Origin of the sequence: Arthrobacter sp. 9AX, from assembly GCF_902506095.1 — a bacterium.
Lineage (GTDB): Bacteria > Actinomycetota > Actinomycetes > Actinomycetales > Micrococcaceae > Arthrobacter.
Genome location: NZ_LR733293.1, coordinates 50,649 through 68,540, shown reverse-complemented (window position 1 = coordinate 68,540; position 17,892 = coordinate 50,649). Strand labels below are relative to the sequence as shown.

General features: G+C 65.9%; 15 protein-coding genes. 11 read left to right on the top strand and 4 right to left on the bottom strand.

What is annotated here, in order from left to right; all coding sequences use genetic code 11:
* The first annotated feature begins 222 nt into the window (after positions 1-222).
* Entirely contained in the window at positions 223-1,443 is a 1,221-nt protein-coding gene (locus BACI348_RS00340) for a PucR family transcriptional regulator (RefSeq protein ID WP_159823436.1), read from the top strand.
* On the opposite strand, the gene BACI348_RS00335 is transcribed toward BACI348_RS00340, so the two are convergent.
* Positions 1,406-1,807 (bottom strand): helix-turn-helix domain-containing protein, encoded by a 402-nt coding sequence (locus BACI348_RS00335; RefSeq protein ID WP_159823435.1) that lies wholly within the window; start codon positions 1,805-1,807, stop codon positions 1,406-1,408. The genes BACI348_RS00340 and BACI348_RS00335 overlap by 38 nt on opposite strands.
* Positions 1,808-1,855: 48 nt before the next feature.
* Between BACI348_RS00335 and BACI348_RS00330 the strand changes: the two genes are divergently transcribed.
* Positions 1,856-2,650, top strand: coding sequence for an alpha/beta fold hydrolase (locus BACI348_RS00330; RefSeq protein WP_159823434.1), 795 nt, complete (start codon positions 1,856-1,858; stop codon positions 2,648-2,650).
* A 15-nt stretch (positions 2,651-2,665) separates the two neighbouring features.
* On the opposite strand, the gene ptsP is transcribed toward BACI348_RS00330, so the two are convergent.
* Entirely contained in the window at positions 2,666-4,351 is a 1,686-nt protein-coding gene (gene ptsP / locus BACI348_RS00325; RefSeq protein ID WP_159823433.1) for a phosphoenolpyruvate--protein phosphotransferase, read from the bottom strand.
* A 162-nt stretch (positions 4,352-4,513) separates the two neighbouring features.
* Here ptsP and BACI348_RS00320 point away from each other — a divergent pair, with 162 nt between their 5' ends.
* The 9 genes from BACI348_RS00320 (at position 4,514) to BACI348_RS00280 (ending at position 14,291) form a co-directional block, all read left to right on the top strand.
* Complete coding sequence (locus tag BACI348_RS00320) at positions 4,514-5,242, top strand: TetR/AcrR family transcriptional regulator (protein ID WP_159823432.1); 729 nt, start codon at positions 4,514-4,516, stop codon at positions 5,240-5,242.
* An 81-nt stretch (positions 5,243-5,323) separates the two neighbouring features.
* The gene (locus BACI348_RS00315; RefSeq protein ID WP_159823431.1) at positions 5,324-7,399 is read left to right on the top strand and encodes a PTS mannitol transporter subunit IICBA; all 2,076 of its coding nucleotides are present in this window, start codon (positions 5,324-5,326) and stop codon (positions 7,397-7,399) included.
* A complete protein-coding gene (locus tag BACI348_RS00310; RefSeq protein ID WP_159823430.1) occupies positions 7,399-8,562 on the top strand; it encodes a mannitol-1-phosphate 5-dehydrogenase in 1,164 nt (387 codons plus the stop codon). Before BACI348_RS00315 ends, BACI348_RS00310 begins: the two co-directional genes overlap by 1 nt.
* A 180-nt stretch (positions 8,563-8,742) precedes the next feature.
* Positions 8,743-9,690, top strand: coding sequence for a siderophore ABC transporter substrate-binding protein (locus BACI348_RS00305; protein ID WP_159823429.1), 948 nt, complete (start codon positions 8,743-8,745; stop codon positions 9,688-9,690).
* Positions 9,691-9,711: 21 nt separating this feature from the next.
* Entirely contained in the window at positions 9,712-10,719 is a 1,008-nt protein-coding gene (locus tag BACI348_RS00300) for an ABC transporter permease (RefSeq protein ID WP_159823428.1), read from the top strand.
* The gene (locus tag BACI348_RS00295) at positions 10,712-11,761 is read left to right on the top strand and encodes an iron chelate uptake ABC transporter family permease subunit (protein WP_159823427.1); all 1,050 of its coding nucleotides are present in this window, start codon (positions 10,712-10,714) and stop codon (positions 11,759-11,761) included. Before BACI348_RS00300 ends, BACI348_RS00295 begins: the two co-directional genes overlap by 8 nt.
* Positions 11,758-12,519 (top strand): iron ABC transporter ATP-binding protein, encoded by a 762-nt coding sequence (locus BACI348_RS00290; RefSeq protein ID WP_159823426.1) that lies wholly within the window; start codon positions 11,758-11,760, stop codon positions 12,517-12,519. Before BACI348_RS00295 ends, BACI348_RS00290 begins: the two co-directional genes overlap by 4 nt.
* Before the next feature lie 70 nt (positions 12,520-12,589).
* Positions 12,590-13,039: a MarR family winged helix-turn-helix transcriptional regulator gene (locus tag BACI348_RS00285; protein ID WP_442858477.1), complete on the top strand. Its 450-nt coding sequence runs from the start codon at positions 12,590-12,592 to the stop codon at positions 13,037-13,039.
* 28 nt (positions 13,040-13,067) lie between these two features.
* Positions 13,068-14,291 (top strand): MFS transporter, encoded by a 1,224-nt coding sequence (locus tag BACI348_RS00280; RefSeq protein WP_159823424.1) that lies wholly within the window; start codon positions 13,068-13,070, stop codon positions 14,289-14,291.
* Positions 14,292-14,381: 90 nt separating this feature from the next.
* Here the strand turns inward: BACI348_RS00280 and BACI348_RS00275 are convergent, their stop codons facing one another.
* Both BACI348_RS00275 and BACI348_RS00270 read right to left on the bottom strand, forming a co-directional pair.
* Entirely contained in the window at positions 14,382-15,821 is a 1,440-nt protein-coding gene (locus tag BACI348_RS00275) for a sugar porter family MFS transporter (protein ID WP_159823423.1), read from the bottom strand.
* 344 nt (positions 15,822-16,165) lie between these two features.
* A complete protein-coding gene (locus BACI348_RS00270; protein ID WP_159823422.1) occupies positions 16,166-17,818 on the bottom strand; it encodes an MDR family MFS transporter in 1,653 nt (550 codons plus the stop codon).
* Between the last annotated feature and the right edge of the window lie 74 nt (positions 17,819-17,892).

The following is a 17,892-nucleotide window of genomic DNA, read 5'->3' as shown; positions in this document are numbered from 1 at the left end:
GGTTCTCGGCCGGTCAGCCGGAAAAGTGCGGAAGGATTTCGTATTTCCACGATAAATCCGGTTGTGAGCCAGCCAACACAAAGCGCCAAAAGGCGCCGGACTGGAACCGCGCCACTGCGCGGATTCTGCCGCCGACGACTCGACGTTTGTCCAGCCTGGGGGCGGCAAGTGTCGCCTGGTGTCCGTTCGTGTCGCGCACTCTGAAAGCAGTAGTCTTGGCCCATGCAGCAGCAGGGTGTGGAACAACTGGTCGAGCAGGTGGCGCAGAAGCTGGGCCGAGGGCTTTCCCTGGAGGACCTGGACGGGGTCTTGCTCGCCTACAGCTCCAACCAGTCCCACGCCGACCGCGTTCGGGTGAACTTCCTGCTCAGCAAGAAAGTGCCGGCGGACGTCAGCGCCTGGCAGCTGTCCCACGGCATCGCTACCGCCGTCCGCCCGGTGGTGGTTCCCGCCAACCCGCACCTGGGCATGCTGGGCCGCGTCTGTGTCCCGCTGATGGTCCGCGGCTTCCGGGTGGGCTACCTGTGGGTGCAGCAGGAATCGGTGGAGGAGAATCCGACGGCGATCCTCACCCAGCTGCCCGCTGTCGCCAACGAGCTTGAAATGCTTTCGGCGCTGCTGCTCGATTCCAACACCGCCGAATCCGAATTCCGGCGGGGACGCGAACGGGAATTCCTGGCGGCGTGCGCGGGGGAGAAGAACGCGGTGGCGGCCGTGGCCGGGTGGAAGGAAATCCAGGGCCGCGGGCCGTGGCAGATGGTCACGGTGCTGGACGCCGACGGTTGGGCGGGCGGCCCGGACCCCATCGCCAGCACCCTGATCCACCGCTCCGCAGCGCTTCAGGCGACCATCGGTGTGGACGCCGCCCTCTTCAGCGCCGGAACGGAAACGCACTCGGTGGTGCTCTTCCGCGAATCCACCGGCCGGGCCAACCATGCCCAGGTGCTGGTCCACTACCAGCTGGAGCTGGCCAAACGCTCAGGCCGTCCCGTGCACCGCATTATCCTTGGCATCAGCGAAGGATTCGCCAGGCCACGCGAACTCGCCGAGGCCTACCGGGAATCCAAGCTGGCAGCACAGGCGGCTGCGGTGGATCCGCAGCTTGGGGAACTCGTGGACTGCCGGTCCACCGGTGTCTATCAACTGCTGGCATCAGCCGGGGGAGGAGCGGGCGCCTGGGTGGACCCGAGCTCTGTCTACTTCCGTATGCTCGAGGACCACGACCGCAACAGCGAACTCATCCCGGTCCTGGAACTCCTCTACGACAACGATGGTTCCGTCCAGGACGTCGCCGCCAAACTCCACCTGCACCGGAGCAGTATCTATAACCGGCTGGGCCGGATCCGCCAGCTGCTGGGGGTGGATCCGTTGAAGGGCATGCCCCGGCTGGAACTCCACTCTGCCCTTAAGATGCGGCGCTGGGCGGCCCGTCCGCGGATCTGACTTTCTTCTGTTCCTCAAGCCAGGCCATGATGGCGGTCCGTGGAATGCGGCGGTGGCTGCCGCGGTACTCGACCGGAATCTCGCCGCGGTCGGTCATGTTGCGCAGGTACGTGTGGGAGATTCCCGCCAGCTCCGCAGCCTTGGAGGTGGTCAGCATATCCTCCAAGCTGCTGACCGTGACGGCCTCGCCGCGGCTGAACCGCTGAAGGAGGTCCACCACGGCATCCCTCGCCAAGGGCGGGAGCCGGTGGACAGTGCCGTCCACAAAGACCGTGATGTCGTCGCTGCCCGCGAGGGCCCGCTGAAGCTTCTCGGCTTCCTCGGGCGGGAGGGCGGCGGCCATCCTGGGAGCAATCAGTGCCATGGGCCAAGCCTATCGGGCCTGCAGCGGCTCCGGCGGTATGCTCGGCTGATGGCATTGAGTGGTGGCCGGAACGTGGAAGCCGGCGGTCTGCAGGGGAGGCTTTACGCGTCCGTCCAGGAACCCGGAACCAGCGTGGAGGCAGAAGTGCGCCACGCCTACGTGCTTTTGCATGGCATCGGTGTTTCGCACCGCTACCTGGCCAGGCTGCACCGGGAGCTGGCTCAAGTGGCTGACGTCTACTCCTTCGACCTGCCCGGCTTCGGGAAGGCAGCAAGGCCGCACCGGCAGTTGCAGGTAGAGGACTTTGCGGCATTTGTCAGTGCTGTGCTGACGGACGAAGGGGTTGGAACCTGCGTTGTGGTGGGCCACTCCATGGGAACGCAGTTCGCGGTTGAACTGGCGCTCCGGGATCCAGGCCGGGTGGCCGCGGCTGTGCTGATGGGGCCCGTGGTGGATTCCAGCAGGAATACGGTGCCCCAGCAGGCGATGTCACTGGCCAGGGACGCCATGCTATGCGAGTCCCTGACCTCCAACGCGATCGTTTTCAGCGACTATTTCCGTGCGGGCCCACGGTGGTACCTGACGGAATTGCCGGTGATGATGCAGTACCCGATGGAGGACCGGCTGGTGTCTGTCCGCCAGCCGGTCCTGGTCCTCCGCGGCACCAAGGACCCGGTGGCCCGGCGTTCCTGGTGCGTCAAACTCTCCACTGCCGCCCAGCAGGGCAGCATGGACGAAGTCCTGGGCCAGGGCCACGTTTTCCAGCACACGGCACCGGTGGCCTCGGCTCAGGCCATCAGCGGCTGGGTCCGGGCGGTGGACGGTTTCGGCGTCCCGGCCTGAACCCAGCGCCGCGGACTAGAGTCCCAGTTCCTCCAGCACGGGCAGCTTTTCGCGGACCCACGCCCGCGCCTCGGTAGCGCTCGGGGCGGACAGGGCCAGCTTTGCCAGCTGCTGCGCCTCCTCAAGCGTCACCGTCTTCAGGACAGCTGCCACGGCAGCGAGGGAGCGCGCTGTCATCGACAGGGTGCTCACGCCCAGTCCGGTCAGTACGACGGCGAGGGCCGGGTCAGCCGCGGCCTCACCACAGACGCCCACGGGTTTGTTGTTGCCTTCAGCGCGCGAGCCTTCCACGGTCAGGCCCACCAGGCGCAGGACGGCCGGCTGCCAGGGGGTGTTCAGGTTGGCCAGCGGGCCCAGTTGCCGGTCGGCGGCCATGGCGTACTGCGTGAGGTCGTTGGTGCCCAGGCTCGCGAAGCCCACTTCACGCAGGATCGCTTCGGCAGTAAGGGCCGCGGAGGGAACCTCCACCATCACGCCGGGTGTGTTGATGCCGGCGTCTGCGCACATTGAGGCAAAGCGTGCAGCCTCCTCGGCCGTGGAGATCATGGGTGCCATGACCCACACGTCCGCCTCTGACTGGTTCGCCGCCAGTGCGATCGCTTCCAGCTGGCGGTCCAGGACCCCGGGCGTGGTGAAGTCGGTGCGGTAGCCGCGGACGCCCAGGGCCGGGTTGGGTTCGGTGGAGTCGGTCAGGAAGGGCAGCGGCTTGTCCGCGCCGGCGTCAAGCGTGCGCAGGACCACCTTCTTGCCGGGGAAGGCGTCGAAAACGCTCTTGTAGGCCGCGGCCTGCTCCTCCACGCTGGGTTCGGTGTCCCGTTCCAGGAAGCAGAACTCGGTGCGGAACAGACCCACACCCTGGGCGCCGAGCTTGGCGGCCGCTTCGGCGTCCTTGCCGCCGCCCACGTTGGCGAGGAGCGGCACCTGGTGGCCGTCCGCCGTCGTACCTGTTCCGGTGAACTCAGCCAGCAGCGATGCGGTGGTTGCCCAAGCCTCGGCAGCGGCACGCAGGGATTCATCCGGCTCTGCGGTGACAGTGCCTGCGGCGCCGTCCACATATACTTCGGTGCCGTCCGCGATGTGGTCCACGCCCACGGCGGCAACCACGGCAGGAAGGCCCAGGGAGCGGGCGATGATGGCCGTGTGGGACTGCGGGCCGCCGCCGGAGGTGACCAGCGCCAGGACTTTGTTCGGGTCCAGGGTGGCGGTGTCCGCCGGGGCGAGGTCCTCGGCCACGAGGATGAAGGGTGTGCTGGAGGCGGGGATGCCGGGGGCAGGCACCCCCCGCAGCTCGGCCACGATCCGTGCACGGACGTCCAGGACGTCGGTTGCACGCTCGGCCATGTAGCCGCCCAGGTTGTGAAGCATTTCCGAGACGGAGGAGCCGGACTCCCAGATGGCGCGCTCGGCCGACGTGCCCCGGGCGACGAGCTTGGCGGCACCCTTGATCAGCATGGTGTCCTTGGCCATCAGTGCCGTGGCTTCCAGGACTGCTTTGCCGTCGCCGGTGGCATGCGCAGCACGCGCTTTCAGCTCGTCATGCACAGCCTGGGAGGCGGCCTTCAAGGCAGCGGTGGCTTCCTCTGCGGTGGTGTCCTGTGCGAGTTGCGCGCCGGCCGGCGGTTCGCTGATGGGTTTGGGCATCTGCCGGACGGTGCCGATGACGCGGCCTGGACTGACGCCTACTCCTGGGAAGTTCTGCACTGAAGGTCCTCATTCTCTTCCGTTTGCCAGGCCCGCCGGTACATCCGGCGCCATGCCGGTCCGCCCGTGGACTGCTACGTCCGCCAGGCGGGAAACGTGCCTGAAAAAAATTGTATGTGAGTCAGTTCATATAGCAATGCTATAGGTGCTAGGGTAGCGGTTATGAGTTTGGATGGCCAGCTTCCCCCCAAAATGCGGCTGCTCCGTGCAGCGGCGGAATTGCTGGCAAACTCTGCGGGCTCGCCGGTCTCCACGCGCCAGATCACGCAGCGGGCCGGGGTATCGGCTCCCACGCTTTACCACCACTTCGGTGACAAGGAAGGTCTGTTCGACGCCGTCGTCGCCGCAGGGTTTGAAGAGTATGTTGCGGGCGAAAGGGATTTCGCCCCGTCCGGACAGCCGCTTGAGGATATCCGGAGAATGTGGGACAACCACGTGCAGTTCGGCCTCAACCAGCCGGAGCTGTACCTGGTGATGTTCGGCAACATCCGCCCGGAAAGCCGCCCCGCCATCGTGGCCGATGCCGAGGCGCTGATGGAGGAGATGCTGAACAAAGCAGCGGTAGCGGGCCAACTGAACGTCCAGCCCCGGGAAGCAGCCAGGTCCATCCTGGCCGCCAACGTGGGCGTGACGCTGATGCTGATTGCGGAGCCCGCTTCCGACCGGAACCTCGAACTGTCCACCATGACCCGGGACGCCATGATTTTTGCGGTGTCCGCCGAGCCCGCCAATGGCGCGGCCCCGGGAGACACCGGAAAGTCATCGGTGGTGGTGGCAGCGATTGCCCTGAACGCCGCACTTCAGGCCTCGCACTCAGACCAGCTCTCCAGCTCGGAGCTCAAGCTCTTCCTCGAATGGCTTCACCGCATCTCCACCAGCCCGGCGGGCTAAAGCGCCAGAACGTCCAGTAGAACGTCGTCGTAAGTATCGGACCATCCTGCGGAGCCGCAGGAATGACGGTTAGGAAATCACATGGCAACAGAGACAGTTGCAAAACCCCGCACCAGCGCGCGTGTGCACGTCCAAAAGTTCGGGACCTTCCTGTCCGGAATGATCATGCCCAACATCGGGGCCTTTATTGCCTGGGGCCTGATTACGGCCCTCTTCATCGAGAAGGGCTGGATCCCCGTCCCCGAACTGGGCGGCTTCGGCGAGACAAACGGCCAGCCCAACACCGGCCTGGTGGGGCCAATGATCACCTACCTGCTGCCGCTCCTGATCGCCTACACCGGCGGCCGGATGGTCTACGACGTCCGCGGCGGCGTCGTCGGCGCCATCGGCACCATGGGTGTCATTATCGGCGCCGGCATTCCCATGTTCATCGGTGCAATGATCATGGGCCCGCTGGGCGGCTGGACCATGAAGAAGATCGACTCGATCTGGGACGGCAAGATCCGCCCCGGATTCGAGATGCTGGTCAACAACTTCTCGGCGGGCATTTGGGGTGCCGTGCTGGCGCTGCTTGGCTTCTACGGGATCGCCCCGCTGGTTTCGGCCTTCAGCACCGGCGCCGGCAACGTGGTCCAGTTCCTGGTCAACAACGGCCTGCTCCCGCTCACCAGCATCTTCATTGAGCCGGCCAAGGTCCTCTTCCTGAACAACGCCATCAACCACGGCGTGCTCACCCCGCTGGGCATCCAGCAGTCCCTCGAACAGGGCAAATCCATCCTGTTCCTGCTCGAAGCCAACCCCGGCCCGGGGCTCGGCCTTCTGCTCGCCTACATGTTCTTCGGGAAAGGGGCAGCCAAGGCCTCGGCGCCTGGGGCGGCCATCATCCACTTCCTGGGCGGCATCCACGAGATCTACTTCCCGTATGTCCTGATGCGCCCGCTGCTCATCCTGGCCACGATCGCCGGCGGCATGACCGGTATCGCCACCCTGGCCATCACCAACTCCGGCCTGGTGGCGCCGTCCGCCCCCGGTTCCATCTTCGCGGTGCTGGCCCAGACCTCCAGGGACAGCTACCTCGGCGTGATCCTGGCGGTCCTGCTCGCAACTGCCGTTTCTTTCCTGGTGGCCTCGGTCATCATGAAGACCACGAAGCACAGCGATGAGGTGGACCTGAATGACGCCACCTCCCGCATGGAGCAGATGAAGGGAAAGAAGAGCACTGTCGCTTCCACCCTCACCGGTGCCGGCGCAGCTGCCGGCGCAGGCGGAGTGGGTGTCCTCGCCGGCCCGGTGCGCAACATCGTGTTCGCGTGCGACGCCGGCATGGGCTCCAGTGCCATGGGCGCCTCGGTGCTGCGCAACAAGATCAAGGCTGCCGGGTTCCCGGACGTCAAGGTCACCAATGCCTCCATCGCCAACCTTAACGACACGTACGACGTTGTGGTCACCCACCAGGACCTCACCGAACGTGCAAAGCCCGCCACGTCCAGTGCCGTGCACTATTCAGTGGACAACTTCATGAACAGCCCCCGGTACGACGAAATCGTCGAGCTGGTCCGGGAAAGCAACACCGAGGGCAGCACGGCAACCGAGGGCCCGGACGCCGGAGCGGGAACTCCCGGCGGAGCCTCCGCCTCAGGGCCGGCAACGGCTGCCGCGGCCGGAACTGCAGCCGCGGGCACCGCCGTCGGACGCTCTGAATCCGAAGCCCCAGAGGCGGGCACGGGTGAGATCCTGGCGCGCGAAAGCGTGGTGCTCAACGGTTCTGCCACCACCCGTGACGCCGCCATCGACGAAGCCGGGCAGCTCCTGCTGGCCCGCGGTGCCGTGGACGAGGACTACGTCCGGGCCATGCATGAGCGCGAACAGTCCGTGTCCACCTACATGGGCAGCTTCCTGGCCATCCCGCACGGAACCAACGCGGCCAAGGACCACATCCGCAAGTCCGCGGTGTCCGTGATCCGCTATCCGGAAGGCATCGACTGGAACGGCAAGCAGGTCAAGTTCGTGGTGGGCGTCGCCGGCGTCAACAACGAGCACCTGCATATCCTGTCCTCCATCGCGAAGGTGTTCACCAACAAGGAGCAGGTGGCCCGGCTGGAGGCCGCAACGTCCGAGGACGAAATCCTGGAGCTCTTCGGAAAGGTCAACGCATAGTGAAGGCAGTACATTTCGGGGCCGGAAACATCGGGCGCGGCTTCGTGGGCCTGCTCCTGCACGACGCAGGCTATGAGGTGGTGTTCGCCGACGTCGCCGAGGAGCTCATCAACCAGCTCTCGGCTGCAGACAGCTACGCCGTACATGAGGTGGGCGAAAACCCGGCCGTGCGGGCCGTGGACAACTTCCGGGCGTTGAACTCCAATACTCAGGAAGCTGAGCTCATCGCGGAAATCGCGACGGCGGACATCGTGACCACCGCCGTGGGGCCGCACATCCTCAAGTTCGTGGCCCCGGTGATCGCCAAGGGCATCGTGGCCAGGGCGCCCGGCCTCGCGCCGTTGCAGGTGATGGCGTGCGAGAACGCCATCAACGCCACGGACATCCTGGCCAAAGAGGTGGCCTCCCAGCCGGGGGCCGCCGCCGGGGCGCTGGACGGCAAAGCGGTGTTCGCCAACACGGCTGTGGACCGGATCGTGCCCAACCAGGAAGCCGGCCAGGGCCTGGACGTCACCGTGGAATCCTTCTACGAGTGGGTCATCGACCGGAAGGCCTTCGGCGACTCGGCCCCCGTGATTCCCGGTGCCACCTTCGTGGACGACCTCTCTCCCTATATTGAGCGGAAGCTGTTTACGGTGAACACCGGCCACGCCTCGGCCGCCTACTTCGGCTTCGAGACAGGCATGGCGAAGATCTCGGACGCCATGGCGGACCAGGATGTTGCCGAGGACGTCCGGGCGGTGCTCGAGGAGACCAAACAGCTCCTGGTCCGCAAGCACGGCTTCAGCAACGACGAGCAGGAGGCCTACGTCCAGAAAATCCTGGTCCGCTTCTCCAATCCATACCTGCCGGACACCGTGACCCGCGTGGGCCGTGCGCCGCTGCGGAAGCTGGGTCGGCACGAGCGGTTCATCGGCCCCGCTGCCGAACTCGCTGAACGCGGAGTGGTACCGGAGGCGCTGCTCGGCGCCATCGCCGCTGCCCTGCGCTTCAACGATCCCGCCGACGCCGAAGCAATTGAACTGGCTGGCATCCTGGCATCCAGCAGCCCTGCCGACGCCACCGCGAAAATCACGGGCCTGGAGCGGGAGCACCCGCTGTTCAACGCGGTCGCCACGCTGGTGGAAGAACGCCAGGCCGAGGTGGCCCGGACTCCCGCCTGACCAACCCTTCCGCAAGGACGACGCCGGCATTCCTCTTGAGTGCCGGCGTCGTTCTGTGTGATCTCTCCCACTTATGAAGGAATGCGGGGGCTTTCATTTTGAAGTTAGCCTTCCCTTACTTATAGGCTCTGGGCTATTAGGCAACGAAGATGTGACGTATTAGCCGACTGGAGAGAAACCGTGAAGAAGAAGCTTTCGAGCTACCTGGGGGCACTGGCTGCGGGAGCGGCGCTGTTGACCGTCACTGCCTGCGGAGGAAGCGCGACGGCCACTTCGGCTGAAGAATCCCCGACCATCACCGTGGAGCACGCGCAAGGCAGCACCGCCAACGTGCCCGTCAACCCGGACAAGGTCTTCACCTTCGACCTTGGTGTCCTGGACACCCTCGACGCGCTCGGTGTTGAGCCTGCAGGTGTGCCGGAAGCTGCCTACCCTGAAGCGCTGGCAAAGTACTCGGACGTCAAGTACGCCAAAATCGGTTCACTGAAAGAGCCGGACTTCGAAGCCGTCAGCGCGGGCGACCCGGACCTCATCATCATTTCCGGCCGCACCGCGGGCGCCTACGGGGAACTGAGCAAGATCGCACCCACCATCGACCTGTCCATTGATGCAGCCCAGCCGATGGAAAGCTTCAAGGCCCAGGCTGAAAAGCTTGGGACCATCTTCAACAAGTCGGCGGAAGTGGAAGATCAGCTCGCGGCAGTCGAGGCCATCGTCTCTGACACCAAGGCCAAGGCGGCCACCGCCGGCAAGGGCCTGATCGTCCTGACCTCCGGCGGTGAAGTGACCGCCTACGGCGCAGGTTCCCGCTTCGGGATCATCCACGACGTCCTGGGCGTCCCCACCGCCGCCGATGTCAAGGTTGACGGCAGCCACGGCGAGGCCATCTCCTTCGAATACATCAGGCAGGCCAACCCGGACCTCCTCTACGTCATCAACCGCGACACCGCCACCGGCGCGGATGCCTCGGCGGCCAACCCGATCCTGGACAATGAACTGGTCAAGTCCACCAATGCCGCCAAGAACAACAAGGTCATCAACCTTGACCCCGCCGGCTGGTATGTCGTGGGCTACGGCCTGAACAACGTCAAGGCGATGGTGGACGCAGTCGCCGCCTCCGTGGCGTAACGCGCCGGGCTCCAAACCCCCATGACCGCCACCGCCGTGCGCCCGCCCGCGCCGGCAACCCGGAGCCAGGCCCGCCACAGTGCAGGCCTGGCTGCGGCCGCAGTTGCCGTCCTTGCCCTCGCCGCAGCCAGCATGTTCGTTGGCGTCAGCGATGTTTCCCTGCCGGACCTGTTGTCCGGTGACCAGGCCACGGCGGAGGTCTTCTGGATCTCCCGCGTCCCGCGCACGCTCGCTGTGCTGCTCGCCGGGATGGCCGTGGCCGTGGCCGGCCTTATCATGCAGCTGATGGCCCGGAACCGCTTCGTGGAGCCGTCCACCGTAGGTACCGTGGAGGCGGCCACCCTGGGAATCCTGGTGGTCACGGTCTTTGCCCCGCAGGCCCCGGTTCCCGCCAAGATGCTGGTGGCCAGCGGCTTCGCGCTGCTGGGAACTGCCCTGTTCCTGGCCATCCTGCGCCGCCTCCCTGCCCGGAACACCCTCCTTATCCCGCTGGTGGGCATCATGCTGGGCGGGGTCATCGCGGCCGTCACCACGTTCTTCGCCTACCGCTACGACCTGCTCCAGACCCTGAGCAACTGGATGATCGGCGACTTCTCCGGCGTGCTGCGGGGCCGGTATGAGCTGCTCTGGATCGTCGCCGTCCTTATGCTGCTGAGCATGCTCGCCGCAGACCGTTTCACCGTAGCCGGAATGGGCCAGGACTTCACCACCAACCTTGGCCTGAACTATGGCCGGACCATGCGGCTGGGGCTGGTCATCGTCTCACTGATCTCGGCCGTTGTGGTCACCACTGTGGGCGCTGTGCCCTTCCTGGGGCTGGTGGTTCCCAACATCGTGTCCCTCATCTTTGGGGACAACCTCCGCCGCGCCGTCCCGTGGACCGCTCTGTTCGGTGCCGCGTTCGTGCTGGTCTGCGACATCATCGGCCGCACCATCCGCTACCCCTACGAGGTCCCCGTGGGCATGGTGATGTCCGTGCTCGGCGCCGTTCTCTTCCTCGTCCTGATCCTGAGGAAGCGCAATGCCTGAAAGCCCAACGGTCCAGCCGCCGGTGAAGGAACCGCTTACCGCGCCGGCTCCGGCCGCAGGAGGCGTGGGGAGGCTCAAGGCCGCCGCCCGCAACGCCTCGCCGCGCCTGGTGGCGGGCATCCTGCTCGCGGTGACGGCCGCCGTCGTCTGCTTCTTCCTGTTCTTCGAGCTCAAAGGCAACGTGGGCTACATCCTGCCGCGCCGTGCTTTCAAGGTGGCCGCCATGCTGCTGGTGGCCATAGCTGTGGGCGTCTCAACCCTCCTGTTCCAGACGGTCACCGCCAACCGGATCCTCACCCCCTCCATCATGGGTTTCGACTCGCTGTACATCCTGGTGCAGACGGTCATGGCATTCACCCTCGGCGGCGCCGCCGTGGTGGCCGCCCCGCCCACGCTCCAGTTCGGCGCCGAGGTGCTGCTGATGGTGGCGTTCAGCGCACTGTTGTACCGCTGGATGTTCACCGGCGCGGCCCGCTCCCTGCACCTGCTCCTGCTGGTGGGCGTCATCCTGGGCAGCCTGTTCCGCGGCCTGTCCTCGCTGCTGCAGCGGCTGATGGAACCCAGCGAATTCATCATCCTGCAGGATCTGTTCTTCGCGAGCTTCAACAACGTGGACCCAGCCCTGCTCGGGGTCTCCGCCGTGATCATCGCCGCGGTCTGTGCCGTGGTGTGGCGGGCCCGGCACACGCTGGATGTGCTGGCGCTGGGACGTGATGTCGCCATCAACGTGGGCGTGGACCACCGGAAGGTGGTGATGAGGGTGCTGCTGGGGTGTTCGCTGCTGGTGGCCGTCTCCACCGCGCTGGTGGGCCCCGTGACCTTCTTCGGGCTGCTGGTGGTGAGCCTGGGTTACCAGCTGTGCCGCGGTTTCAGTCATGCCTGGCTGCTGCCCATCGTGGTGTTGATCGGCGCCGTTGCCCTGGTGGGCGGCCAGCTGCTCCTGGAAAAGGTGTTCGGCTTCGGCACGGCCTTGAGCGTGGTCATCGAGTTCACGGGCGGCATCCTGTTCCTCTACCTCCTCCTGAAAGGCGCGCTGAAATGACCATCGCGGTCCGGAATGTCTCCAAGAGCTACGGCGGCCAGCCGGTCCTGGACGATGTCAGCTGTGTCATCCCCGAGGGCGGCATCACGTCCATCATCGGTCCCAACGGGGCGGGCAAGTCCACTTTGCTCTCGCTGATCAGCCGGTTGCAGCCGTTGGAGGCAGGGGCGGTCTCCGTGGCGGGCCTGGACATCGCCGCCACTGACAGCCGGGAACTGGCCAGGACCATGGCGATCCTGCGGCAGGAAAACCACCTGACCATGCGGCTCACGGTGCGGGACCTCGTGGCCTTCGGCCGGTTTCCGCACTCGGGCGGGCGGCCGACGGTGGAGGACCTCGCCAAGGTGGAGGAGGCCATCGCCCACCTCGACCTGACCCCCATGGCGGACAGGTTTGTGGACGAGCTTTCGGGCGGCCAGCGGCAGCGGGCCTTCATCGCCATGGTGCTGGCCCAGGACACCCGATACCTGCTCCTGGACGAACCGCTCAACAACCTGGACATGAAGCACTCGGTGGAGATGATGCGGCTCCTGCGCCGGCTCGCTGACGAGTTCGGCAAAACCATCGTCCTGGTAGTCCACGACATCAACTTCGCGTCCTGTTACTCGGACACCATCCTGGCCATGAAGGACGGGCGGCTGGTCCACCAGGGCAGCCCCCGGCAGATCATGCAGCAGGCCATGCTCCGCGACGTCTACGATATCGACATCCGCATCGAGGACATCGACGGCAACCGGATCGGCGTCTACTTCGCCTGACCCGTCCCGAAGGCATGAAGCTGATGCCCTGCGCCTTGACCGTTAGGTAGCCTAAATGTTAGGTTACCTAATGATGAACAGGAAAAGCGATGAGGAAGAACTCCGGGAGCTTGCCGGAGACTTCCGCGAGGCCCTTCGTCACAGTGTGTACCTGGTGCGCCGGCTCGATGCCGAGGGCGAACTCAGCGCCGCCCAGCTTAGCACCCTGAAGATGCTGCTGGACGGCGGGGTGCGGGTCGGCGAGATCGCCAGGAACCTGGGTGTCCGTGTGCCCAGTGCCACGGAGCAGATCATCAAACTCGAACGGGCCGGCCTGGCCCGCCGCGAACCCGACCCGGACGATTCCCGCGCCGTCCGCGTGGTGCTCACCCCCGCAGGCCGCGACGCCGTCGACTCCGCAAACGCCCGGCGCAACGCCGTGATGGCCGGCATCCTCAGCTCCCTGAGCGAGCAGGACCGGCAGGCCCTGGCGGCGGCCCTTCCCGTCATCGGACAAATTAACGCGTCGCTGCAGGACTGACGCACGCACCCCCTTAGGAGCATCCTCCATGAACGGCCAAGCAGACACACTGCCGGCAGCAGAAGCAACCCTGAAGGCTGAAAAGGCCTCATTCCTCAAACAACCAAAGGCGGTATGGGCCACAGCCCTGGCCGCCGTTTTTGCGTTTATGGGCATTGGGCTGGTGGACCCCATCCTGCCCGCCATCGCCACCAACCTCGACGCCAGCCCCAGCGAGGTATCCCTGCTCTTCACCAGCTACTTCCTGGTGACAGCGGTGGCCATGCTGATCACGGGCTTTGTCTCCTCCCGCATCGGCGGCAAGAAAACCCTGCTGACCGGGCTCGCAGTCATTGTGGTGTTTTCCTCGCTTTCCGGACTGTCCGGCAGCGTAGGCGGGCTGGTGGGCTTCCGGGCCGGCTGGGGGCTGGGCAACGCCCTGTTTGTCGCCACCGCGCTGGCCGTGATTGTCGGTGTCGCCAGCGGCGGGGCGGGGACAGCCATCATCCTCTATGAGGCCGCCCTGGGCCTGGGCATCTCGCTCGGCCCGCTCCTGGGTGCCCTGCTGGGCGGCTGGCAGTGGCGCGCGCCGTTCTTCGGCACCGCGGCGCTTATGGCAGCCGCGTTCGTGGCCTTGGTGGTACTGCTCCCGAAGACCCCGGTGCCGGAGCGCAAGGTGCGGTTGCGGGACCCCCTGCTCGCCCTGGGCCACAAGGGCCTCCGCACCACCGCTGTCAGCGGGCTGTTCTACAATTACGGGTTCTTCACCATCCTGGCGTTCACGCCCTTCATCCTTGGCATGGATGCCTACGGGATCGGCGGGGTGTTCTTCGGCTGGGGCGTGGCCGTTGCGGTCTTCTCGGTGTTCGTGGCGCCGGTGCTGCAGAACCGCTTCGGGGCTACGAAAGTCCTGGCGGGCACCCTCCTGGCCCTCATGCTCAGCCTTGTTGGGCTGGGACTGGCTGCGGGGCACTCGGTGCCTGCCGTCGTCGTCCTCGTGGTGGCCTCCGGCGCTCTGCTCGGCATCAACAACACGATCTACACGGAGCTGGCCATGGGTGTTTCGGACTCGCCCCGCCCGGTGGCCTCGTCCGGCTACAACTTTGTCCGCTGGATGGGCGGCGCCCTGGCCCCGTTTGCCGCTGCCCAGCTGGGCGAGCATTTTGGGCCGCAGCTCCCGTTCTTCGCCGGCGCGGCGGCGATGGTGGTGGCCCTCGCCGTTGCTGTGGGCGGCCGGAAGTACCTGGCAGCGCATGAGCCGCACGTCGTGTAAACGGCGCACACGCGCGGCAAACAGCAAACCCTCCTTCACGGCGTGTGATGGAGGGTTTGCTGTTGATCTGCGGGCAGTGATGGCGCGTGGCTAGGCCTTCTTCGAGCCCTTCGCCACGAACAGCGTCTCCGCCTGCTCCAGTGACATCCCGTTGGTCTCCGGGACCTTGAACATCACAAAGAAGAACGACGCCGCCGCGAAGAGTGCGTACATGGCGTACGTGAGCGGCAGCGAACCGGCGGCCATCACGGGGAAGCTCAGGGTGATGGCGAAGTTCGCCACCCACTGCGCGGCCGCGGCCAGGCCGAGTGCGCGTGCCCGGATCCGGGACGGGAAGATTTCGCCCAGGAGCACCCATACCAGCGGGCCCCAGGACGCGCCGAAGCTGACCACAAAGATGTTCGCGGCCACCAGGGCCACCGGACCCCAGGCGCCCGGGAGGGAAATCTCCTCGCCGGATCCCACCGCCGAGGAGAACGCCAGCGCCATGGCGCCCAGGGAGACGGCCATGCCCACTGAGCCTGCCAGCAGGATGGGCCGGCGGCCGATCCTGTCCACCAGTGCAATGGCTACGAGGGTGACCAGGATGTTCGTGACGGAGGTGGCCACCGAGATGGCGAGCGAGTCCTTCTCCTGGAACCCCACGGCCTTCCACAAGGTGGTGGAGTAGTAGAAGATCACGTTGATGCCCACGAACTGCTGCAGCACGGACAGGATGATGCCCACCCAGACCACGGCCTGCAGTCCGAAGGTCTTGCCGCGCAGTGAGCCCTTCTGGCCGGCAAGCTTGTCTTCCTCGATGGCTTCGCGGATCTCGCGGATGTGCCGGTCGGTGTCCTCGGCCGGGGCAATGGAATCGAACACCTTGCGGGCCTCTTCCTCCTTGCCCAGGAACACCAGGAACCGCGGGGATTCGGGAAGGGTGTAGGCCACCCAGCCGTACACCACGGCGGGCACGGCGGCGGCCAGGAACATCCAGCGCCAGGCTTCAATTCCCAGCCAGAACGCCTGGTCCGCACCGCCGGCGCTGGTGGCGAATAGCGCGTCGGAGAGCAGCGCCGCGAAGATACCGGTGGTGATGGCAAGTTGCTGCAGCGAGGCCAGGCGACCGCGGACCTGGCGCGGCGAGATTTCGGAGATGTACGCGGGGGCAATCACGGAGGCCAGGCCGATGCCGAGCCCGCCCACCAGGCGCCAGAAGATCAGGTCCCAGACACTGAAGGCGAATCCGGTGCCGATGGCGCTGACCAGGAACAGCAGCGCACCCAGCTTCATGGCGGGGATGCGGCCGTACCGGTCGGCCACCTTTCCGGCCAGGTACGCGCCGGCCGCGCAGCCCAGCAGCGCGATGGCCACAGCGAAGCCCGTCACGGCTTCGGACAGCGCAAATTCGGCTTTCATGGCATCCACGGCGCCGTTCACCACCGACGAGTCGAAGCCGAACAGGAATCCGCCCACCGCACCTGCAAGTGCCAGCCAGATCACCCGCTGCGGTATCTGGGCGGTCTTCTGCTCCTGGGCAGTGGGCATGGTGCTCCCTTGGTTGGGGTTTGGGTGGATGCGGTGCGGACGTCGTCGGCTGCGGAGCCGGCCACCAGGCCGGCGCACACGCGCTGTACAGTGTTCCACGCCACGGCGCCCGGTTCCAGTTGAGTCCCTCACGGCGGGCCTGGCGCCCCTTCAAACAGCAAACAACGACGGCGGGACGGGGCCGCCGTTGTTCCGTCACTTGGCGGCCGCACCGCCCGGCCCGTGTTACGCAGAGCACGCTTCTGGCCGGCTCCGGTGCCACAACCCGCGGCTTTTACGGGAAAAACCAACGGGAGGCAGCCCAAAAGGCTGCCTCCCGTGACAAAACGGCGTGGAGAAAATGTCTAGTGGACCGCCGCCGGCTCCTGCGGGGCAGCCTTCGGGTCCGAGAGCTTCTTGTTGGGCAGCGCGAAGCTGATAAGGAAGGCTATGCCGGTGAGCACTGCCGCCGTCAGCATCACGGTGTCGATCGCGTAGGCGAAGCCCTCCGTGATGGGACGGGTCAGGGTGCTGTTGGCGGTGTGGAGCCAACTGGTGTCGTTGAGGGAATCATTGGACGCCCCGTTCTGGAAGAACTCGTACAGCTTGGCGTTGGCGGGATCGGCAGCCACGGCGGGGTCCCGCAGGACGGCCTGGTAGTCCGCACTGGCCATGGCCGATTTCATGCCGTCAGCAATCCGGCCCGCAGCCAGGCTGAAGAGCATGGAGATGAACACGGCGGTGCCCACGGCGCCGCCCATGGAGCGGAAGAAGGCTGCCGAGGACGTGCCCACACCCATGTCACGGCGCGGAACCGAGACCTGCATGGCCAGGGTAAGCGGCTGCATGCAGAAGCCCAGGCCCATCCCGAAGAACACTGCGATCACGCCCGGAACCCAGAGGCCCGTGTCCACGCCCAGGGACAGTCCCATCACCACCGCGGCGGCGGTGAGGATGGCCGTGCCCAGGATGGGGAAGATCCGGTAGGTGCCGGAGGACGAGATGGTGCGCCCGGCCGTGATGGAGCCGGTCAGGATGCCGATGGTGAACGTGATCATCATCAGGCCTGCCTCGGTGGGAGTGAGGCCCTTGACCAGCTGCAGGTACATGGGGAGCATGGCGATGGCGCCGAACATGCCGATGCCGATGATGAAGTTCAACAGGGACGACAGGCCGAACGTTGCGTTCCGGAACAGCCGCAGCGGAATGAGGGCGTAGTCACCCGCGCGCTTTTCGGCGAGCAGGAACCAGGCGATGCCCACCAGGCCCAGGCCGTAGCAGAGGAAGGAGTTCAGCGACGCCCAGCCCCAGGTCCGGCCCTGCTCGGCCACCAAGAGCAGCGGCACGATGGCCACCGTGATGGCGGCTGCGCCCCAGTAGTCGATCTTCTGCTTCACGTGCTTGGCCGGCAGGTGCAGGAACATAAACACCACGGCCAGTGCCGCCAGGCCGATGGGCAGGTTGATAAAGAACACCCACCGCCAGCCGTCGAAGCCCAGGATGTTGGCAGAGCCGGCAAACGCGCCGCCCACCACAGGCCCGAGCACCGAGGAAATGCCGAAGACGGACATGAAGTAGCCCTGGTATTTGGCCCGCTCCTTCAGGGACACGATGTCCCCGATGATGGTCAGCGCGAGGGCCAGCAGGCCACCGGCGCCCAGGCCCTGGACGCCACGGGCAATGGCCAGTTCGGTCATGGAGTGGACCGAGCCCGCGTACAGGGATCCGGCAAGGAAGATGATGATGGCCGTCAGATACAGCGGCCGGCGGCCGAAAATGTCGCTGAGCTTGCCGTAAAGCGGGGTGCTCACGGTGGACGTGATGAGGTACGCGGTGGTGGCCCACGCCTGGAGCGAGAGCCCGTCCAGGTCGTTGGCGATGGTGTAGATGGACGTGGACACGATGGTCTGGTCCAGCGAGGCCAGGAACATGCCCAGCATCAGGCCGACCATCACGGTGACGATTTGGCGCGGCGTGAGGGTTTCTCCGGCGGCGCGCACGGCAGGGGTTTGGGACATGAGTGCTCCAGGGAAGAAATAAGCTCGATAGTTGCTTTCGGTAACTATGTTACTTCCCGTTTCATTCCCCGGGC